Here is a 19033-nt window from a genome sequence, read left to right as displayed (position 1 = left end):
TTTAAACAAAATTCTTCAAAAAAAGCGATTGAAAAATTTAAAAATTATTATAGAAAATTAATGATTCGATTCCAGAAGTTTTAATGCAATTTGTAAACAAACATGTCTTAAATCACTTCAAAAGATACATAGAATACTTAGATGATGAAAATATTGAAAAAACATCAAATAAAGTAGAAAATTACTACAGACAAACAAATCCAGAAAAAATTAAGAAAACTTACAAAACTAAAAATGGAATTCTAACATTTTTAGACTACCAAATGAAAAACTGGACAAAAAATCACATAAAAATAAAATAAGCCTATAAAATTTTACAACCTCAAAAATTTTAAAAAATACTTGAAAAAATTAATAATCAATACTATAATGTATAAAATTATACTACAAAGCTTTATATAGTACATTATACAGATTATTAGTACAGAATAAAAATATTAATATAAAAATACTAATTTTATCTGATATTTATAAAATTTATATCCATATTTATAAGGTTTATAAAAAAATTCATAAAAAATGTGATATTATGCAATACAGAATTGATTTAACAAATGATGAAGTACCAACTAAATGGTACAATATTAATGCTGATTTACCTGTAGAACTTCCTGCTCCTAAAAATAGTGAAGGAAAGGATCAAATAGCTACATTACCTCAAATATTCGTAAATGAATGTCTTAATCAAGAGTTTTCCACTGAAAGATATATAAAAATACCAAATGAAGTAAGAGAACTCTATCAAAGATTAGGAAGACCCACCCCTCTATGTAGAGCAAGAGGCTTAGAAGAAAAATTAAATACCCCTGCTAAAATCTATTATAAACGAGAAGATACATCCCCAACAGGAAGTCACAAGTTAAACAGTGCAATAGCTCAAGCATACTATGCTAAAAAAGAAGGAATTGAAAGAATTACTACTGAAACTGGTGCAGGGCAATGGGGTACTGCATTATCTCTTGCAGCATCTATGATGGGAATTGATTGTACTGTATACATGGTAAGAGTCTCATATGACCAAAAACCATTCAGAAAAACAATTATGGAATTATATGATGGACAAGTACATGCTTCACCAAGTGAGAATACTGAAGTTGGTAGAAAAGTACTTGCAGAAAACCCAGACACTCCAGGTTCTCTTGGAATTGCAATTTCTGAAGCTGTAGAAGACGCATTAACTGATGATAAAGTAAAATATACTTTAGGTAGTGTATTAAACCATGTTATATTACACCAGACAGTTATTGGTCAAGAAATTAAAGTTCAATTAGAAAAAGTTGAAGAAGAACCAGATACAATGATTGCATGTGTTGGTGGAGGAAGTAACTTTGGTGGATCTTTATTCCCATTCCTCAAAGATAAAATTCAAGGAAATTCTGATAGTGAATTCATAGCAGTAGAACCTTCTGCATGTCCAACATTGACACATGGTGAGTACAGATACGACTTTGGAGATAACATAGGATTTACTCCCCTTTTAAAAATGTTTACATTAGGTCACGACTTTGTAGCTCCTTCTGTACATGCAGGTGGACTTAGGTACCATGGTATGAACACACAAGTATCTTTACTTAAAAATGAAGGTTATATTAACCCAGTAACTGTTCATCAAAGAGATGTATTTGAAGCAGGTAAACTCTTTGCAATGTGTGAAGGTGTAATTCCAGCTCCTGAGACAAACCATGCAATTAAAGTTGCCATTGATGAAGCTAAAAAATGTAAGGAAACCGGTGAAGAAAAAACTATTGTTGTTAACTTCTCTGGTCATGGTTTAATGGACTTTAAAGGTTATGCAAGTTATATGGATGGAACTATGGAAAATTCTAAATAGATTTTTCATAATTTACATGAGAATTTTATACGAATCAGAACTTTTTGTTATCACTTTTGTGATAACTACTCCCTCTTTTTTTAAACTGTTTTTAATGAATATAATAGCTCTTTTAATGAATATAATAGCTCTTTAATAAATATAATAGCTCTTTTTTTAAGCTATTTTATTTTGAAATAATAGTTATAACTTATAATTTATTATTAAATTTATTATAATTTTAGTTATAAGTGATAAGTTATAACTAATAACTTATAAAATATAAGAAATAAGTTAAAAATTAAAACTTATAAATTAAAAATTATAAAATATAAGTTATAAAGTATAAAGTAAAAATAATAAGATATAACTTAAAACTTATATATTAAAACTTATATATTAAAAGTTATAAATTATAAAGTATAAGATATAAGAAGTAAGTTATAAGAATTAACTTATAATGATTAAATCTAATAATCACTTTATTTTAAGAAAAATACTAAGGAGAATTAATATAATGGGAGAAATAATCGCTGTAATGAATCAAAAAGGTGGATGTGGAAAGACAACTACTGTAGTTAACTTAGCAACATCAATTGCTGCAATGGGAAAGGCAGTTCTTGTAGTAGATATGGATCCACAGGCAAATGCAACAACAAGTTTTGGAATAAATAAAACAGAAAATAAAAAAACAGTATACACAGCTTTAGTAAATGAGTGTAGTGTTCAAAAAGCTACAATTCCAACAAAAATTGAAAATTTATTCATATTACCAAGTAACATTGATTTAAGTGGTATAGAAGTAGAATTAAGTAAGGAAACAAACTATCATATTGCACTTAAAAACTTACTTGAACCTATAAAAGACATTTTTGATTACATTATAATAGATTTACCACCTTCACTTGGAGTAATAACAATAAACTCATTGATAGCTGCAGATAGTGTATTAATACCAATACAAGCAGAATATTTCGCTCTTGAAGGTTTAGCAGACTTAATGAATACAATAAAACTTGTAGAGAAAAGATTAAGAAGCCCTACACCAATTAAAGGAATACTTTTAACTTTATATGATGCCAGAACTAGGCTAGGAAGAGAAGTATATGCAGAATTAAAAAAATACTTCAAAGACACAGAACAAATCTTTAAAACAGTTATTCCAAGAAATATACGTTTAGCAGAAGCTCCTAGTTATGGCAAACCATGTATTGTCTATGATCCAGAAAGCAAAGGAGCAATATCTTACTTGAAATTAGCTAAAGAGTTATTAGAGATGGATAGTGGAAAATAGAAAATAAAATTTAATACTATATTTAAAAAACAGATGAATTTTAAGATTATAATATCATATGACTATAAAAAAAACACGAATTTAAAAAGGGTTTGGTATAATGGCTAAAAAAGAAAAAAATTCAGGATTAGGAAGAGGTTTAGACTCTTTAATTCCAAAAATTGAAGAAAAAGAGCTTGAAGAAGGAATAAGTTTAGAAAATTTATTAAAAGAATCTGAAGAAACTAAAAAAGAAAGTAAAAAACTAGAGGATATAGTTGAAGAAACTACAGATGGTGTAGACCTTGAAGAAAGTGGAATTGATGATAATGTAGAAATTATTGAGGAAGAAAATAAAAAAGCACATGAGTCTTCTAACTATACCAATGTTTTCTATAATGATGATGAAAAAGTAAAACTTGATGATGAGATAAGTGAAAAAATTGAAGAAAGAATCAGATATGAAAAAACTATGGAAAATATTGATTCAGCTAGCAATCTAAATGAAGAAAAAAAATTAACTACTCAAATAGTTGAAGCTTCTGATGATTTAAATGAACTTGATAGTCTTCTTAGTGAAAAAGAAGAAAAGCTTATAGATGAAGTTATCGAAACAGTTGAAAATAATCCAAGAATAACATTATGGTCTGCAAGATCTGCAGCAGTACTAAGATACTTAAGAAAAACTGAACCTGAATTTAGTATAAGTAATGAAGCTTCAAATTTAATTGATGATGCAATAGCTAAAAAGTATCCAGAAGTTTGGACACTGTTTAATCATCTATAAAAGTTTGGAGATTATTTAATCATTTTAGAAGTTTGAAGATTATTTATCATTTATAAATTTTAAAGATTAATAAATAGTTTTAGAATAAATAAATAGAGGATTAGAATAGAGGATTAAAATGAAATTAGGATTTTCACTTCTTTCACTTTTTTCAAAAGAAGTAGATGAAATGCTTGATATAGCAGTGCAAAATGGATTTGATAGTGTAGAATTACTTGCAGAAGGTCCATATAGACAAGATGTTTTACTTGGAAATAAAGAAGTAATAGAAGCATTTCACTCATATGATTTAGATATTTACATACATGCAGTGAATGTTGATATAAATCTTGCTAGTTTAAATGATGGAATACGTAAAGAGTCAGTAAAACAAACAAAAGAATGTCTAGATCTTGCAGATGAAATTGGAGCTATAGGTGTAACTTCCCATCCTGGTAAAATAGGAAGGCCAGAAAAACACTTAAGAGATATGGCTCTTGGATTTTTAACTGAATCTACCCATGAACTTGTAGCGTATGCTGAAGATAAAGAAGCAAAAATATCTATAGAAAATATGCCAGAACGTTTCTCTTATCTTGGTAATAGAGCATATGAATTAGAAGACCTTACAAATGAAACAGGATGCAGTATTACCATTGACTTAGGCCATGTAAATACCTGTGAAGATCAATTAAGTTTCTTTAAAATCCCCAATATTCTTTATAACCATATTAATGATAACGATGGCATAAAAGACAAACACCAAGCAATAGGGGATGGTACACTTGATTTAAATTTATTAAAATATGTTAAAGATGGAATTATTGAGTTAAATAATTTTGATGATGTAATAAAAAGTAAAAAAGTAATTAAAGATTTTTTAAGAAAAAATCAAGAATAATTTTAAATAACTAAAACATATTAAAGATTTTTTTTAAGGAAAATCAAGAATAATTTTAAATAGCTAAACCATGTAAGAAAAGAAAAGTATTATTTTAAGTGTAAATTTAAAAAATAAAACAAAATAAGTTTAAGAAAATAAATAGAAAAATAAAATTTAGAAATCAATTTGAAGAACTTCAGAAATATCTCCTATAACAAAATCAGCATAATTTTTTAATTTATCAGGAAAGTCACCATCTTTTTGCTCTGTTGTTAGTACGGCAGAATCAGCTTGCTTGAATGCTAAAATATCATTAGGGCCATCTCCAACCATCATAACTTTATAACCTTTTTCTTGAAGATTAGCTACTATTTCTGCTTTTCTATGTGTACTAGCAGTTGCAAATGCATGGCCTTCAGGTACTCCAGTAATATCAGCAAGCCTTTTAATAGCAGCAGATCTATCTCCTGATGCAATAAATACATCTATATCATTATCTTGAAGTTTAGCTATTGTCTCTTTAACACCGCTAAATAATTGACCTGCAGAAGTGATTGTATAAGCTATTCTTTCTTCTGCAATATCTATAATGACAGCTGAACCATTACATAATTCCATATTAGGAACCCTCTCTTTTAAAAGTGGAAAAGTATCTGTAATATCCTTTATAATAGCTGTATCTTTTTCTAAAATAGCTGTAATTTCCTCTTTAGAAACATCTGTTGAATAATAACTAATATCAAAATCTATATTGTTTTCAATAACAAAATCACTTATTAATGTATTTGGATCAAGCCCCTTTAAACAATTAGTATTAAATTGTAAAACAACAAGTGCCGCATTTAAAAAACTATCTATTAAATTTAAAGAGTTAATATGAGTGATCAATTCACCTGTAGATACATCTTTTATAACTCTAAATCTTTCTATCAATGTTCCAGAGTTATCAAATACAATAGCTTTTTTAGTCATTTTATCAACTCACATAAGAATTAATAAATTTGATTATAAACTTTCAAATACATTCTAAACTTTGAAATATATCATAAACTTTCAAATAAACTTTTATTAAATATAGTTTAAAATTATTAATATATAAATTTTCTAATAAAATGAATATATTATGAAAAAATCTAATAAGATTAAAATGAAATAAGTGAAATTATGCTATTAAACAGTCCTTTAAAAATAAAAAATATTAGTCTTTCTAATCGTATAGTTATGCCACCTATGGCAAGAGAACTTAGTGAAGAGGGAAAAGTGTCAGATGCCTTAATAGACTATTATTACAGAAGAGCTGAGGGAACTGGCCTTATAATAGTAGAGCATGAATATGTATCTCATGAAGGTATGGCAAGTCCAAAACAGCTCTCTATGGCAGATGATAGTGTAATAGATAGCTATAAAAAACTTACTAATGCTATACATTCACAAGATAGTTTTGCTATTGCACAGATTAATCATGCAGGTTTAGAGTCAATATCATCTAATAAAATAAATTTAAACCAAATAACTCTTGACGATATAAATTATGTGAAAGAATCCTTTGTAAAATCAGCTATACGCAGTAAGAAAGCCGGTTTTGATGGTGTAGAAATTCATGCAGCACATGGATACCTTTTAAGTCAATTTTATTCACCATATACAAATAAAAGAATAGATAAGTATGGTGGAAGTCTTGAAAATCGTATGAGATTACATAATGAGATTATTAAAGAAGTTCGTAACGCTGTAAGTGATGATTATATAATAGCTATTCGTTTTGGTGCTTATGATTATTTAGAAGGAGGAAGTAAATTAGAAGAAATTCCTATCGCAGTTAAATCTTTTGTTAACAGTGGAGTAGATTTAATAGATATCTCTGGAGGCCTTTGTAGATATGTAAATCCCCATAGTAAAGAAGCTGGATACTTTAAAGAACTTAGTAAAATAGCTAAAGAATCTTGTGATGTCCCTATAATTCTTACTGGAGGAATTAAAAAAGCTCGTGATGGGGAAGACTTACTAAGTAAAAGATATTGTGACTTAATTGGTATTGGTAGAGCATTACTAATGGATTCAGAATGGTCTAAAAAAGCATTAAAAGAAGATTTAAAATAATTAGGTTTATAATGGGTTTATAATAATAATTAGATTCATAATAGGTTTATAATATTAAATTTTATAAATTTGTAAAAAATTTTAATTGTATTCTTTTAAAAATGCTGAAATACCAAACATTATTTAAATATTAAAATATAGAGTTAGTATATTATATAAGAAATATTAATAAATAATTTTAAAAAACTATTTTTTATAATTAATAAAAACAGTTTAAAATCTTTATTAAAAACTGTAAAGTCATAATTAATAAATATTTAAAAAAAAGGTGTTTGATGTGAATATCCTTGAAAAATTAAATGCAATAAAAAATCAGGAAATTACTGCAAAAGAAAATGTAGAAGCTTATATTAAAGTTATTGAAGAGAAAAACAAAGATATTAATGCTTTTCTTGAAGTAAATAAAGAAGAAGCAATTGCTAAAGCAGAAGAGATTGATTTAAAAATCAAAAATGGAGAAGAAGTAGGAGCTCTTGCTGGTTTAGTATTTGGTATTAAAGCTAATATTAATGTAGAAGACTTTATTATATCTGCTGCATCTAAAACATTAGAAGATTATATTGGAAGTTATGATGCAACTGTTGTTAAAAAAATCAAATCAGAAGATGGAATTATCATTGGAATTAACAATATGGATGAATTTGCAGCAGGTAGTTCAACTGAAACTTCTTACTATGGAGCTGTAAATAACCCAGCTGCTCCTGGAAGAATCCCCGGAGGTTCAAGTGGAGGAAGCGCAGCAGCTGTAAGTGCTGAAATGTGTGATATTGCAATAGGTTCTGATACTGGTGGATCTATTAGAAACCCATCTTCCCACTGTGGAGTTTTAGGTATGAAGCCAAGCTATGGTGCAGTTTCAAGACAAGGTTTACTTGATTTATCAATGAGTTTAGACCAAATAGGTCCTATGGCTCGTGATATTACTGGAATTACCCTTGCATTAGATACTATCATTGGATATGATCCAACTGAATGTACTACATTAAAATGGGATGCTCCTAACTTTACTGAAATAGCTGAATCTATAAAAGGACGCAAAAAGCCTCTTGAAGGTATGAAAATAGCTACTTGTCGTGAATTTAGAGAAGTAACTAACGATGAGATTAACGAAATTATTGATAAGTCAGTTGAAAAACTAGAAGAATTAGGTGCAGAACTTGTAGAATTAAGCTTTAACCACATCAATATCTGTTTACCTACCTACTATCTTATTAACTATGTAGAATTCTTCTCAGCTACTAGAAAATACGATGGAAGAAAATACGGTTCTAGAATCGAAGAGGTATGTGGAGAAGAAGTACTTAGAAGAATCCAGATTGGCTCATACATTTCACAAAAAGAATTTAGTGGAAAATACTACCAAAAAGCACTTCAAGCAAGATCTCTTATTAGAAATGAGATTAATAAAATGTTAAAGGATGTAGATTTAATTGTAGGTCCTACTGTTCCTAAATTACCACATAGCTTAGGTGAAAAATTAGAACCTATGGAAATGTATGCATACGATGTACTTACTGTAATTGCTAACTTAGCAGGTATTCCAGCAGCTAGTGTAAAGGCTGGTGATGTAGAAGGTATTCCTGTAGGTCTACAATTACAGGCAAAACCTCAAGATGATGGGAAAATTGTAAAAGCAATGGCAGCATTTGAGTATGCTAAATAAGTTTAAAAACCATATAAAATAATAGCTAATAAGCTATTATAAACTTTTTTTATTATTTTTACTTTAATTGAAATCTTTAATTTTTTCTATTTTTAAATATCCAAACTATTTTGTGATTTAAATGATGAGTGAACTTGAAAAACTAAAAGCCGGCCTTGAATATTGTTATGATGATGAAGAACTAGTAGCGATTAAAGACAATGCAATAGTAGAAAGTGAAAGGTATAATAATATAAATCCAATGGAGAAAGAAAAACAATATGATACCTTAAAAAAGATATTAGGTTCTGTTGGTGAAGATGTTTGGATTGGTAAAAGATTTAGTTTTGATAATGGGAAAAACATTCATATTGGATCAAATTTTACTGGAAACTACAATTTAACAATACTTGATATAAAGGAAGTTTATATTGGCGATAATGTTATGATTGGGCCAAATACCCTTATAACAACTGTAGGGCATCCTATAAGCCCAAAAGGTAGAAGAAAACATCTTGCTAGTGCAAAATCTATTTTTATTGGAGATGATGTTTGGTTAGGAGGAAATGTAACTATATTACCCGGCGTTAAAATAGGAAATAATGTAATTATAGGTGCAGGGGCAGTAGTAACAAAGGACATTCCAGATAATTCACTTGCCCTTGGAGTTCCAGCTAAAGTAGTTCGTGAGATAGAAAATGATATTGAATAAAAATTAAAAGGATCAATTCATTAAAATAGAGGGTTTAAAATGACAGATGATTCATTAAATAAAGAGAATAATTTTAAGAATAAGGCTAAAAAGAAAAAGAAAAATAATTCTAATAAACCTAATAATAAAAACTCAATTAAAGAGATTAACGAATTAAAAGAAAATCTTGAAATCAAAACTGAAGAAATTCAAGAATTAGAATATGAATTATCCTTGAAAGATGAAAAAATAGATGATTTAAGAAATGATTTAGAATTGAAAACAGTTGAAATTGAGGAATACAGTCAAAAAATCTCTGAAAAGGACGAAAAAATAACTAAGCTCAATAATACCCTTATAAAATACAAGTTTGAAAAAGAAAAATTAGATTTAAAGCTAAAAAATGAAATTAATTATGAAAAATCTAGAATGAAAGAGATGGATGATTTAGAAAAGAAAATCGATGAAAAAATAGCTATAATTGATGATAAACAAAATCAAATCAACTATCTTAGAACATTAATTAATGATTATAAAGAAGAAATACATGCTAATACAGATAATCTAGAGTTACAATTAAAGAAAATAGCAAGAACTTATGATAATTTACTTAGCCAAAAAGATTCAATAATAGAAAAGCAAGATAAAACAATTGAAGAAATGATTGAATCTTATAAACAATTAGCTAAAGATAATAAAACTACTATAACCAGTCTTGAATTACAAATAGGCAATTATAGAGAGTTATTAAAAAAATATGAATAAAATTATTTAAAATTTAATTTAATTTAATTTAAATATCAATAGTTAATAATACCTCATCTCCATCTTCAAAATTGTATTTATCCCTTAATTTATCTTTTGATATAAATTCTAAATAATTTTCATCATGTGTTGTTTTATCTGGAAATACTATAGCTCCAAGAATATCTTGGTTTAAATGAGCTTTAATATATCTTACTCCACCAAAACCCTGATCTGGTTTTATAACATTTTTACAAGAATTTTTCATTAGTCTAATATCTTCTAATTTATCTTCCTCTACTATAATATTTAAAGTTCCTGGAAATGGAGTAAAACCACATTTTTCATTAAATTGAGATTTATAAAACTCTTGATTTAAAAAATACGCTGCTTTTCCCAAACCTGTTGTAACAATTCCTGTAATTTTCATTCTAATCCCTATAAGTATAATAATAAAATTAATTAAATGAGTTATTTTATTGAATAAGTGAATATTTGAATAAATGAATATTAATAAAAAATTAAATAAGCTATTTTATTGAATAAAGGAATATTAATAAAAAATTAATAATCAGTGATTAAAGTGACTTTAACTGAACAAATGAATCTTTATCACTTGAAACATAGTTTCTAATTGAAGTATTGTTTCTATTCTTAAACTCTATCATTCCATCTTGACCTTTATAAGTGAAGGTAATATTGCCATTTTCTATATCCTTATTAGTAAAATTGCAGATTATATTGTCATCATATGAAATCGAATAGCTAGAATCATTTTTAAAGTTTCCAACTGAAGATAAGATAGATTCATTATCTAAGGTTAAATTAAAGAAAGTGCCATTTTTAGACTTTGGACTAATGCTAAACTCTACGAATCCTTCCATTTTATCACTTAAATTATTAAATTGAATATTATGTTTAACAATTATATTTTGGAAAACTTCACTTATACGGCTATTTGGTATAACTTCACCGTCATAGACATCTAATTCACGCTTGACTTTTGATGGTAATCTAAATGTATCTCCCTCACCATCTCTTGTACTATTAACATGATAGTATTTACCATCAATAATCATCGTATCATTAACAGATATCTCTAATGTACTTAAAGCATCTTGAGGGATTCTTAAAATACTAGTTTCATTTTCAATAGCACTATCAATGGTATATGGCCCTCTAACTGAAATAGTTTGATGATTATTATCAGATGGAGCATAAACAAAGTTTCTAGAAGTAAGTTCTACTGAAACTCTCCCATCATTAAAAGTAGCTGCTGATAAAAATGTAGAAAGCATTAAAATTAAAATTAAACCTGAAACAATTAGTGGAAAATGCATCTTTACAAAGGATTTCAATGAAGATTTAGTATTACTTTTCTTTAAAATAGGTATAGATCTTCTAATAATCTTTACAATATAAAAAATAGTTAATACAATACCAACAAAAGCTACAAAAACAGATATAATAACTGGTATAAATGGAACAAAGAATATCATGAAAATACCTAAAATAATAAGAGATAAACCCATAACAGCCATTCTAATATAGTTACCTAATTTATCCATCATTGTAACACGGCCGTATTCTACAGCCCTATCAATAATAGTTCTAACTACTTCATTAGCCATTTTATTTAAGTCAGTAAGGGGAGACATATCATGAGAAATATCTCCAATATCAACTTCTAAAATCTTAATACCATGAACATCAGAATCTAATACAATACCAACATCTACACCATAATCTTTTTCAAATCTTATTTTATTTAATGCAGAACGCTTTCCTGCAAATTGACCACTTAAAGGTTGTTCATAACTAAGTTCTGGGAAGAAAAATCTTAAAAGAGGTTTTGCAGTAAGTTCTGTTACACGACCACTTTCTCTTGCAAATTTAGTCTTAGTAATGTCGGTTTTATCCTCTAAAATTGGCCTAATAATCTTATCAATTTTACTAGATGTAAAATTAGAAATATCTGCATCAATAAAAGCTATAATATCTCCATGAGAATTCTTAAAACCTGTTTTGATAGCTGATCCTTTACCTTCATTAGTAATATGACTTATTACAGTAGCTCCAGCACTTTCTGCTTCTTCTACAGTTCTATCACTAGATCCATCATCTACCACTATCACTTCATCTACATATGACAACTTAGATGCAACACCAACAACTTTAGCAACAGTAGCTTCTTCATTAAATGCAGGGATAACAATAGAAACTGATTTTTTAGAATTTTTAGTTGATTTAACTGAAGCAAGCAAAAAAACTAAAATCATTACTAAGTAATACAAATTTTCACCTCTTTAAATTTCTCACAGAAATATTATTTAAAATTAATATACACAATAATTATTTGATATTTTTTTATTTATATAAAAATAATGATACCTTAATAATTTACAATATAATTATTATGTTTTAAGAATGTATATATTTTGTTATATTTTTATAAAATTTGAATTAAAATAATTATTTGATATATTTTATTAAAACCAAACTAGATTTTAATAATAATTAAAATGAAAAAATTAGCTATTTCTAACTAATTAAATCATAAAAAATAAAAAAAGTAGTTATCCCATAAAGTGATAAGATTTTTGGTCAAGGTTTTTGAGGCGAAGCCTCAAAAAGCTTGAATTTATAATCCAAAGAACAAATATAAGAAGAATACAATAGCCATTACCCATATTCCCCAACTTAATTCTTTATATTTACCAGTGGCAATAGTTGCAACTGCGTAAGTAACGAATCCCCATGCAATACCAAGAGAAATAGAATAAGTTAAAACCATCATGATAATAGTCATAAAGACAGATGAAGCAACAACTAAGTTATCCCACTCAACATCTTTTAATTGGATAATCATTAAAATACCTACCATAACAAGAGCAGCTGCAGTTACAGTTGAGGTAAATAATGCAAGAACAGTAGGAGCAAAGAAGATAGATAATATGAATAAAATACCAGTTATTACTGCAGCAAGCCCTGTTTTAGCACCTAAACCTACACCAGTAGCACTTTCTACATATGCAGTTAAAGTACTTGTACCACAAATAGAACCAATTATTCCACTTATAGCATCTACTAAAAATGCTTTTTCTATACCTTCAATATTACCTTCTTCATCGATGTAGCCAGCTTGGTTTGCAATACCTAGTAAAGTACCTGTTGTATCAAAGAAAGTAACAAATACTAAGGAGAATAAGATCATAATTAAGTTTGGAATATTAGTAAATAATTCACCAAATCCAGTATAGAATGCCCCAAATAAGCTTAAATCAAAATTCATAGATACAAGTTCACTAGGCATACTAGGCATAACCATATCTCCAGCACCAAAACCGACTGCAGTGAAGATTAAACCAATGATTGCAGTAGCAATTAAACCAATAAATACTGCAGCGGGAACTTTTCTAACATATAAAATTATAGTAATTATAATACCTATTAAAGCAAGAAGTGCAGGAGGAGAAGTCATAGTACCTAAAGTTACAAAAGTGGAAGGATCAGCAACAATAATTCCAGCACCCTTTAAACCTATAAATGCTAAAAAGAAACCAATAGCTGCACCAATACCTAATTTTAAATCAATAGGAATGATGTTTAAAATTGCTTCCCTTAATCCAGAAATAGTAATAATTAAAAAGATTATACTTGATAAAACAACAGCACATAAAGCCGCTTGCCAACTACAACCCATACCTAATATAATAGTATAGGTAAATAATGCATTTAAACCCATACCTGGTGCAAGTCCTACAGGCCAGTTAGCAACAAGACCCATAATAATACATGCAATACCAGATGCAAGAGCTGTTGCAAAGAACACACCAGTAGCAGGCATTCCACCATCAGCAAGCATAGTAGGGTTTACACCTAAAATATATGCCATTGCAAGGAATGTAGTAATACCTGCAAGAATTTCAGTTTTAATATTAGTATTATTTTCATCCAATTTAAAAAGTTTATTTAACATAAAACACCTCAAGTATGAAAACTAATAATGAAGTTAAGTTTTCTACATATATATTTTAAATCATTATATTTATTAATTTTTTGATATTACTGTAATACTTAAAATATTATTAAACATTTTATTAATATAAAGAAAATTCTTAATAAAAACCCTTATAAATATTAAAAAGCTTATAAAAATTATAAAGTTCCAAAATAGTTGGATGTTGAAAAAATGATGATTGCAGATACATTATCACAAGAACTTAATATAAAAGCATCACAAGCTGAAAGTGTTATAAAACTAATAGATGATGGAAATACTATCCCATTTATTGCAAGATATAGGAAAGAAGCAACTGGTTCACTTGATGATGAAATACTTAGAAAATTTGATGCTAGATTAAAATATCTTAGAAACCTTGAAGATAAAAAAGAAACAATTTTAAAAAGTATTGAAGAGCAAGGAAAACTTACTGATGAGTTAAAAAAAGCCATTCTTGATGGAAAAACAATTGTAGAAATTGAAGATTTATACAGACCATATAAACAAAAAAGACGAACTCGTGCAACAATAGCTAAAGAAAAGGGTCTTGAAGAATTAGCAAATATAATCCTTGCTCAAGAGATAGAAGTTCCAGTGGAAGAAATAGCTAAAAATTATCTAACTGGTGATGATAAAAAAATAGAAGAAGATTTGAGAGTGAATAATACTGAAGAAGCAATCCAAGGAGCACAAGATATAATAGCTGAAATAATATCTGATAATGCAAGTTTTAGATCTCTTATAAGAGAATTAAGCTACAAAGAGGGTAAGCTTATATCTGAAGCTAAAGATAAAGATATAGAATCTGTTTATGATATGTACTATGAATACAGTGAAGAAGTCTCTAAAATAGCTAGTCATAGAATACTTGCAATCAATCGTGGTGAGAGGGAAAAATTCCTTAAAATAAAAATAAATACACCTGAAGAAGATATTATTACATATAACTCGTCATGTTCTTATTAATAAAGGTGGAAAACCAAGTTCTCCAATCTATAATAAATATACAGAGGAAACATTAAAAAAGGCAATAGAAGATTCATATAAGCGACTTATTGCACCAGCTATTGAAAGAGAGCTTAGAAGCCAAGTCTTTGAAAAAGCTGAAGATGAATCTATAAAGGTTTTCTCAAAAAACCTAGAACAAATATTAATGCAGGCACCAATAGTCAATAAAGTAGTGCTTGGTTGGGACCCTGCATTTAGAACTGGTTGTAAACTAGCAGTAGTAGATGAATATGGAAAAGTTCTTGATACCTCACTTGTCTTTCCAACAGAACCTCAAAATAAAATAGCTGAAACTCGTTCCATTCTTCGAGACTTAATCTTCAAATATGATATTAACTTAATCGCTATTGGAAATGGAACAGCTTCAAGAGAATCTGAAGCAATAGTTGTAGATATCATAAAAGACCTCGATGTACAATATGTTATAGTAAACGAAGCTGGGGCAAGTGTTTACTCTGCAAGTGAATTAGCAACAGAAGAGTTTCCAGATTATAATGTAGGTGAAAGAAGTGCCATTTCAATTGCAAGACGTCTTCAAGATCCACTTGCAGAACTTGTAAAAATCGATCCTAAATCAATTGGAGTAGGACAATATCAACACGATATGAATCAGAAAAAATTAGGAGATTCTCTTGATAATGTTGTTGAGAAATCTGTAAATGAAGTAGGGGTTGATCTAAATACAGCATCAATATCTCTTATGGAACATGTTTCAGGAATAAGTAATAAAGTAGCAAAAAATATAGTAAAATATAGAGAAGAAAATGGTAAATTCAGCTCAAGAGATGAGTTATTAAAAGTAAATAAATTAGGTCCAAAAGCATATGAACAATGTGCAGGATTTATGAAAGTAAAAGATAGTCCAAATCCATTAGATAATACAACTGTTCATCCAGAATCATATGAAGCTACAATCACCTTTTTAAGCTCTTTAGGATATTCTCTTGAAGATTTAGATAATAAAAAAATTAAAGAATCTGACCTTAACTTAACAGATAAAGAATTTGATGATATAGCTATAGAATTAGCTATAGGTCCAATTACATTAAAAGATATTGCAAAAGAACTTAAAAAGCCAGGAAGAGATCCAAGAGATGAAATGCCACAACCAACCTTAAGAAAAGACATTTTAACAATAGAAGATCTTGAAGAAGGTATGGTTTTAAGTGGTACAATACGTAATGTAGTAGATTTTGGTGCATTTGTAGATATTGGAGTTCATCAAGATGGTTTAGTTCATAAATCCCAAATTACAAACACCCAATTTGTAAAACACCCCCTTGATTTTCTAAGTGTTGGAGATATTATAGATGTAAAAGTTCTAGATGTAGATATTTCACGTCACAGAATTCAACTGTCTATGATAATTTAAAGAATGCTATAAATATTAAATATAGATCAACAATAAAAAAATGAAAGTTTTTAGTTATTGGATAGTTAAAAAAATAGAGTAAAAATCATTTTTCTACTATTAAACAATTGCTTAAAGATTTTAATAAGCCTATTTAGTCTTATTAAACACTTGTTTAAACATTCTAAGGGGTTTGGTTATTTTCCAAGAACTAGAATTTAAAATATCTTTATTTTTATTTTTAAGTTTTATGTTTTGATCTTTAAATTTTTTATTTTGATCTTTAAGTTTTATGTTTTGATCTTTAAATTTTTTATTTTGATCTTTAAGTTTTATGTTTTGATCTTTTAGTTGTTTATTAGTCTTAGATAGTTTCTCAGTTTTATTTTTTAATCTATTTATTTCAATTAAATGATTATATTCTTCTATAGAATTTGAATTTAAAATTGAGTTAACTCTAAACAAAACATTTTTAGATAATAAATCATTGTCTAAATTAATTAGAGATAATTCTTCTTTTGCTAAGTAAAAATAATTATTAGGTCGGCCAGTAATTTCATATGTAATTCTATTAACCTTAAAAAAATCAAATTCTTTTTTAAACTCTACAAATAAATCCTCTGATTTTAAAAAATCTTCAACAATCTGAATTATACTAAAAATATCCTCATATTTTTTTAAACGAGTATTAGATATAGAATTTGGATTATCTACTCTATAATGATATAAATATTCCGGAACAAAAGAAATTTTAGAAGCTTTTAAAATTGTTTTTAAATGAAAAGGGACATCATTATGATTTAAATTAATTGGAAATTCTAAATAATCATATTTATCTAAAAATTCCTTTTTATATAATTTAAACCAAGGTGCAAATGGACCTATAAAAGCAAGCTTTCTATAGTCATGAAAATTGAATGTAAAATTATTAAAATCTGCCTCAGGAAATTCTTTTTCTATATTAATTTTAGAATGATTAAAGAAAATATTACCTTTATACTGATCAAAATAAAAAATTACAATCTCAGAATCGTTATTTACTGCATTATAATATATTTTTTCTAAACAATCTTCAACTAGATAATCATCTGCATCAAAAAAGTAGATATAATCTCCAGTGCCCTTCTTTAATGCATAATTTCTTGCAACACTTGAACCTTGATTTTCTTGACTATACACTTTAAGACGAGCATCATTTGATGCAAGTTTATTTAAGATATTTAAAGAATTATCACTAGAGCCATCATCTACACAAATAATCTCAATATCCTTAAATGTTTGATTAAGAATGCTATTGATTGATTCTTCAATATAATCTTCACAATTATAAACAGGTACAATAACTGAAATTTTAACCATATTAATCCCATATAATTAATTTAAACCCTTGAATTATCTATTAAAAAAGCAAATCGGCTTTTTTTATATAATATTATTGCTATTAAATTAAAAAAGTTTTTTATATAATATTATTGCTATTAAATTAAAAAAGAACTTCTTTTTTTATATATTATTATTTAAAAAGTACTTATTAAAAAAATAACTATATAAAAATCTAAGCATCATATAAAATATACAATCTGCTAAACTTGTGTTAAATTTAAATAAAATATAATTATTATTTAACATTATATATTAGTTTTAATAAATATAAATATAATGTAAATTTATCATATTAAATAGTGCTTAAAGGAGAAATAAAATGGTTCCTAAAGTTATGATTATACTTGGAAGTGCTTCTGATAAGGAAATAGCTGAAAAATCAATAAAAATATTAGAAAAACTTCAAATTCCCTATAGTTTAAAAGTAGCATCTGCACACAGAACACATGATAAAGTAAAAAAACTTGTTATAGATGCAACTAATTTAGGAGTAGAAGTTTTTATAGGAATTGCAGGGCTTGCAGCTCACTTGCCTGGTGCAATAGCTGCATACACACATAGGCCTGTAATTGGAGTTCCTGTTGATGGTGCAATCGGAGGTCTTGATGCATTATATGCTTGTGTACAAATGCCTTTCCCTACAGCAGTAACTACTGTTGGAATAAATAGGGGGGATAATGCAGCAATACTTGCAGGAGAAATTATTGCAAGTTATGATGATGCAGTTAAAGAAAGAATATCTGACTTACGTCTTGAATACCAGGAAAAAGTTGAAAGTGGAGAAAAGGAATTAATTGAAAGCATCGAAGGTGAATTTTTCCAAAAAGACTTTTTAACTGGAGAAAACTACGAAAAAATAGAATTTAAAGAATTGCCTGACACTCCAGATGTAATAATACTTGCAGGAAGTTATTCAGATATGGAGATATCTAAAAATGTAGCTATTCTACTTGAAAGAATGCAAATAGAATATAAACTTGATTATATTTCTCCAATAAGACATGCTAAAGATTTCGAATCTTATATGAGTAAAAGAAATAATGCAAAATTATTTATAGCAATAAGTGGATTATCTGCCCTTGTAGCAGGATCTGTAGTTGCATTAACTGAAAAACCAGTTATAGGTGTCCCATGTTCTAAAAAATTAGATGGGCAAGATGCACTTTTAACTATGGCTAATATGCCTCCAGGAGTACCTGTAGGAACAGTTGGAATTGACAATGGAAGGAACGCAGCAATAGTTGCTGGAGAAATCCTTGGAATATCCAATAAAACAATTGAAGAAAACTTAAAATGGATTAAATATGAAAATGCTGATTTATAATTAAATTAATCTAAATTAGATAAATGACTCATAACTAAGAGAAAAAAGATAAAGA

16 protein-coding genes and 1 pseudogene are annotated in these 19033 nt (G+C 27.6%); 12 read left to right on the top strand and 5 right to left on the bottom strand.

Annotated features, from left to right (window positions below):
- From BM020_RS05795 to BM020_RS05775, 5 genes and pseudogenes are all read left to right on the top strand, one after another.
- Positions 1-302: pseudogene (locus BM020_RS05795) on the top strand (ISNCY-like element ISM1 family transposase); the annotation flags it as partial.
- A gap of 227 nt (positions 303-529) precedes the next feature.
- Positions 530-1831 (top strand): TrpB-like pyridoxal phosphate-dependent enzyme, encoded by a 1302-nt coding sequence (locus BM020_RS05790; protein ID WP_074798558.1) that lies wholly within the window; start codon positions 530-532, stop codon positions 1829-1831.
- 496 nt (positions 1832-2327) lie between these two features.
- Positions 2328-3104, top strand: coding sequence for a ParA family protein (locus tag BM020_RS05785; RefSeq protein WP_067148418.1), 777 nt, complete (start codon positions 2328-2330; stop codon positions 3102-3104).
- 100 nt (positions 3105-3204) lie between these two features.
- Positions 3205-3870: a hypothetical protein gene (locus tag BM020_RS09845; RefSeq protein WP_067148415.1), complete on the top strand. Its 666-nt coding sequence runs from the start codon at positions 3205-3207 to the stop codon at positions 3868-3870.
- Positions 3871-3988: 118 nt separating this feature from the next.
- Positions 3989-4750, top strand: a complete 762-nt coding sequence (locus BM020_RS05775; RefSeq protein ID WP_067148412.1) for a sugar phosphate isomerase/epimerase family protein — start codon at positions 3989-3991, stop codon at positions 4748-4750.
- 156 nt (positions 4751-4906) lie between these two features.
- Here BM020_RS05775 and BM020_RS05770 read toward each other — a convergent pair whose 3' ends face one another.
- A complete protein-coding gene (locus BM020_RS05770) occupies positions 4907-5704 on the bottom strand; it encodes an HAD family hydrolase (RefSeq protein WP_067148409.1) in 798 nt (265 codons plus the stop codon).
- A 192-nt stretch (positions 5705-5896) separates the two neighbouring features.
- On the opposite strand from BM020_RS05770, the gene BM020_RS05765 reads away from it, so the two are divergent.
- From BM020_RS05765 to BM020_RS05750, 4 genes are all read left to right on the top strand, one after another.
- A complete protein-coding gene (locus tag BM020_RS05765) occupies positions 5897-6832 on the top strand; it encodes an NADH:flavin oxidoreductase (RefSeq protein WP_143743961.1) in 936 nt (311 codons plus the stop codon).
- A 277-nt stretch (positions 6833-7109) separates the two neighbouring features.
- Entirely contained in the window at positions 7110-8495 is a 1386-nt protein-coding gene (gene gatA, locus BM020_RS05760; protein WP_074798556.1) for an Asp-tRNA(Asn)/Glu-tRNA(Gln) amidotransferase subunit GatA, read from the top strand.
- Between the two features lie 124 nt (positions 8496-8619).
- A complete protein-coding gene (locus BM020_RS05755; RefSeq protein WP_074798562.1) occupies positions 8620-9186 on the top strand; it encodes a sugar O-acetyltransferase in 567 nt (188 codons plus the stop codon).
- Between the two features lie 39 nt (positions 9187-9225).
- The gene (locus BM020_RS05750; RefSeq protein ID WP_234970523.1) at positions 9226-9930 is read left to right on the top strand and encodes a glycosyl transferase; all 705 of its coding nucleotides are present in this window, start codon (positions 9226-9228) and stop codon (positions 9928-9930) included.
- 28 nt (positions 9931-9958) lie between these two features.
- On the opposite strand, the gene BM020_RS05745 is transcribed toward BM020_RS05750, so the two are convergent.
- From BM020_RS05745 to BM020_RS05735, 3 genes are all read right to left on the bottom strand, one after another.
- Positions 9959-10339: a DUF120 domain-containing protein gene (locus BM020_RS05745; protein WP_067148400.1), complete on the bottom strand. Its 381-nt coding sequence runs from the start codon at positions 10337-10339 to the stop codon at positions 9959-9961.
- Positions 10340-10487: 148 nt separating this feature from the next.
- Positions 10488-12203, bottom strand: a complete 1716-nt coding sequence (locus BM020_RS05740) for a glycosyltransferase (RefSeq protein WP_074798554.1) — start codon at positions 12201-12203, stop codon at positions 10488-10490.
- 347 nt (positions 12204-12550) lie between these two features.
- The gene (locus BM020_RS05735; protein WP_067148393.1) at positions 12551-13888 is read right to left on the bottom strand and encodes an NCS2 family permease; all 1338 of its coding nucleotides are present in this window, start codon (positions 13886-13888) and stop codon (positions 12551-12553) included.
- Between the two features lie 213 nt (positions 13889-14101).
- Here BM020_RS05735 and BM020_RS10025 point away from each other — a divergent pair, with 213 nt between their 5' ends.
- Both BM020_RS10025 and BM020_RS10020 read left to right on the top strand, forming a co-directional pair.
- Positions 14102-14878: a Tex-like N-terminal domain-containing protein gene (locus BM020_RS10025; RefSeq protein ID WP_327037155.1), complete on the top strand. Its 777-nt coding sequence runs from the start codon at positions 14102-14104 to the stop codon at positions 14876-14878.
- A 187-nt stretch (positions 14879-15065) separates the two neighbouring features.
- Positions 15066-16292, top strand: coding sequence for a helix-hairpin-helix domain-containing protein (locus BM020_RS10020; RefSeq protein ID WP_327037154.1), 1227 nt, complete (start codon positions 15066-15068; stop codon positions 16290-16292).
- 129 nt (positions 16293-16421) lie between these two features.
- Here BM020_RS10020 and BM020_RS05725 read toward each other — a convergent pair whose 3' ends face one another.
- Positions 16422-17630, bottom strand: coding sequence for a glycosyltransferase (locus tag BM020_RS05725; protein ID WP_074798551.1), 1209 nt, complete (start codon positions 17628-17630; stop codon positions 16422-16424).
- Between the two features lie 343 nt (positions 17631-17973).
- Here BM020_RS05725 and purE point away from each other — a divergent pair, with 343 nt between their 5' ends.
- Positions 17974-18978 carry a 5-(carboxyamino)imidazole ribonucleotide mutase gene (gene purE / locus BM020_RS05720; RefSeq protein WP_067148384.1) on the top strand — a complete coding sequence of 335 codons (1005 nt, stop codon included), beginning with the start codon at positions 17974-17976 and terminating at the stop codon, positions 18976-18978.
- Positions 18979-19033: the final 55 nt, after the last annotated feature.

The organism is Methanobrevibacter olleyae, assembly GCF_900114585.1.
Lineage (GTDB): Archaea > Methanobacteriota > Methanobacteria > Methanobacteriales > Methanobacteriaceae > Methanobrevibacter > Methanobrevibacter olleyae.
This window is presented reverse-complemented; position numbering and strand designations above follow the sequence as displayed.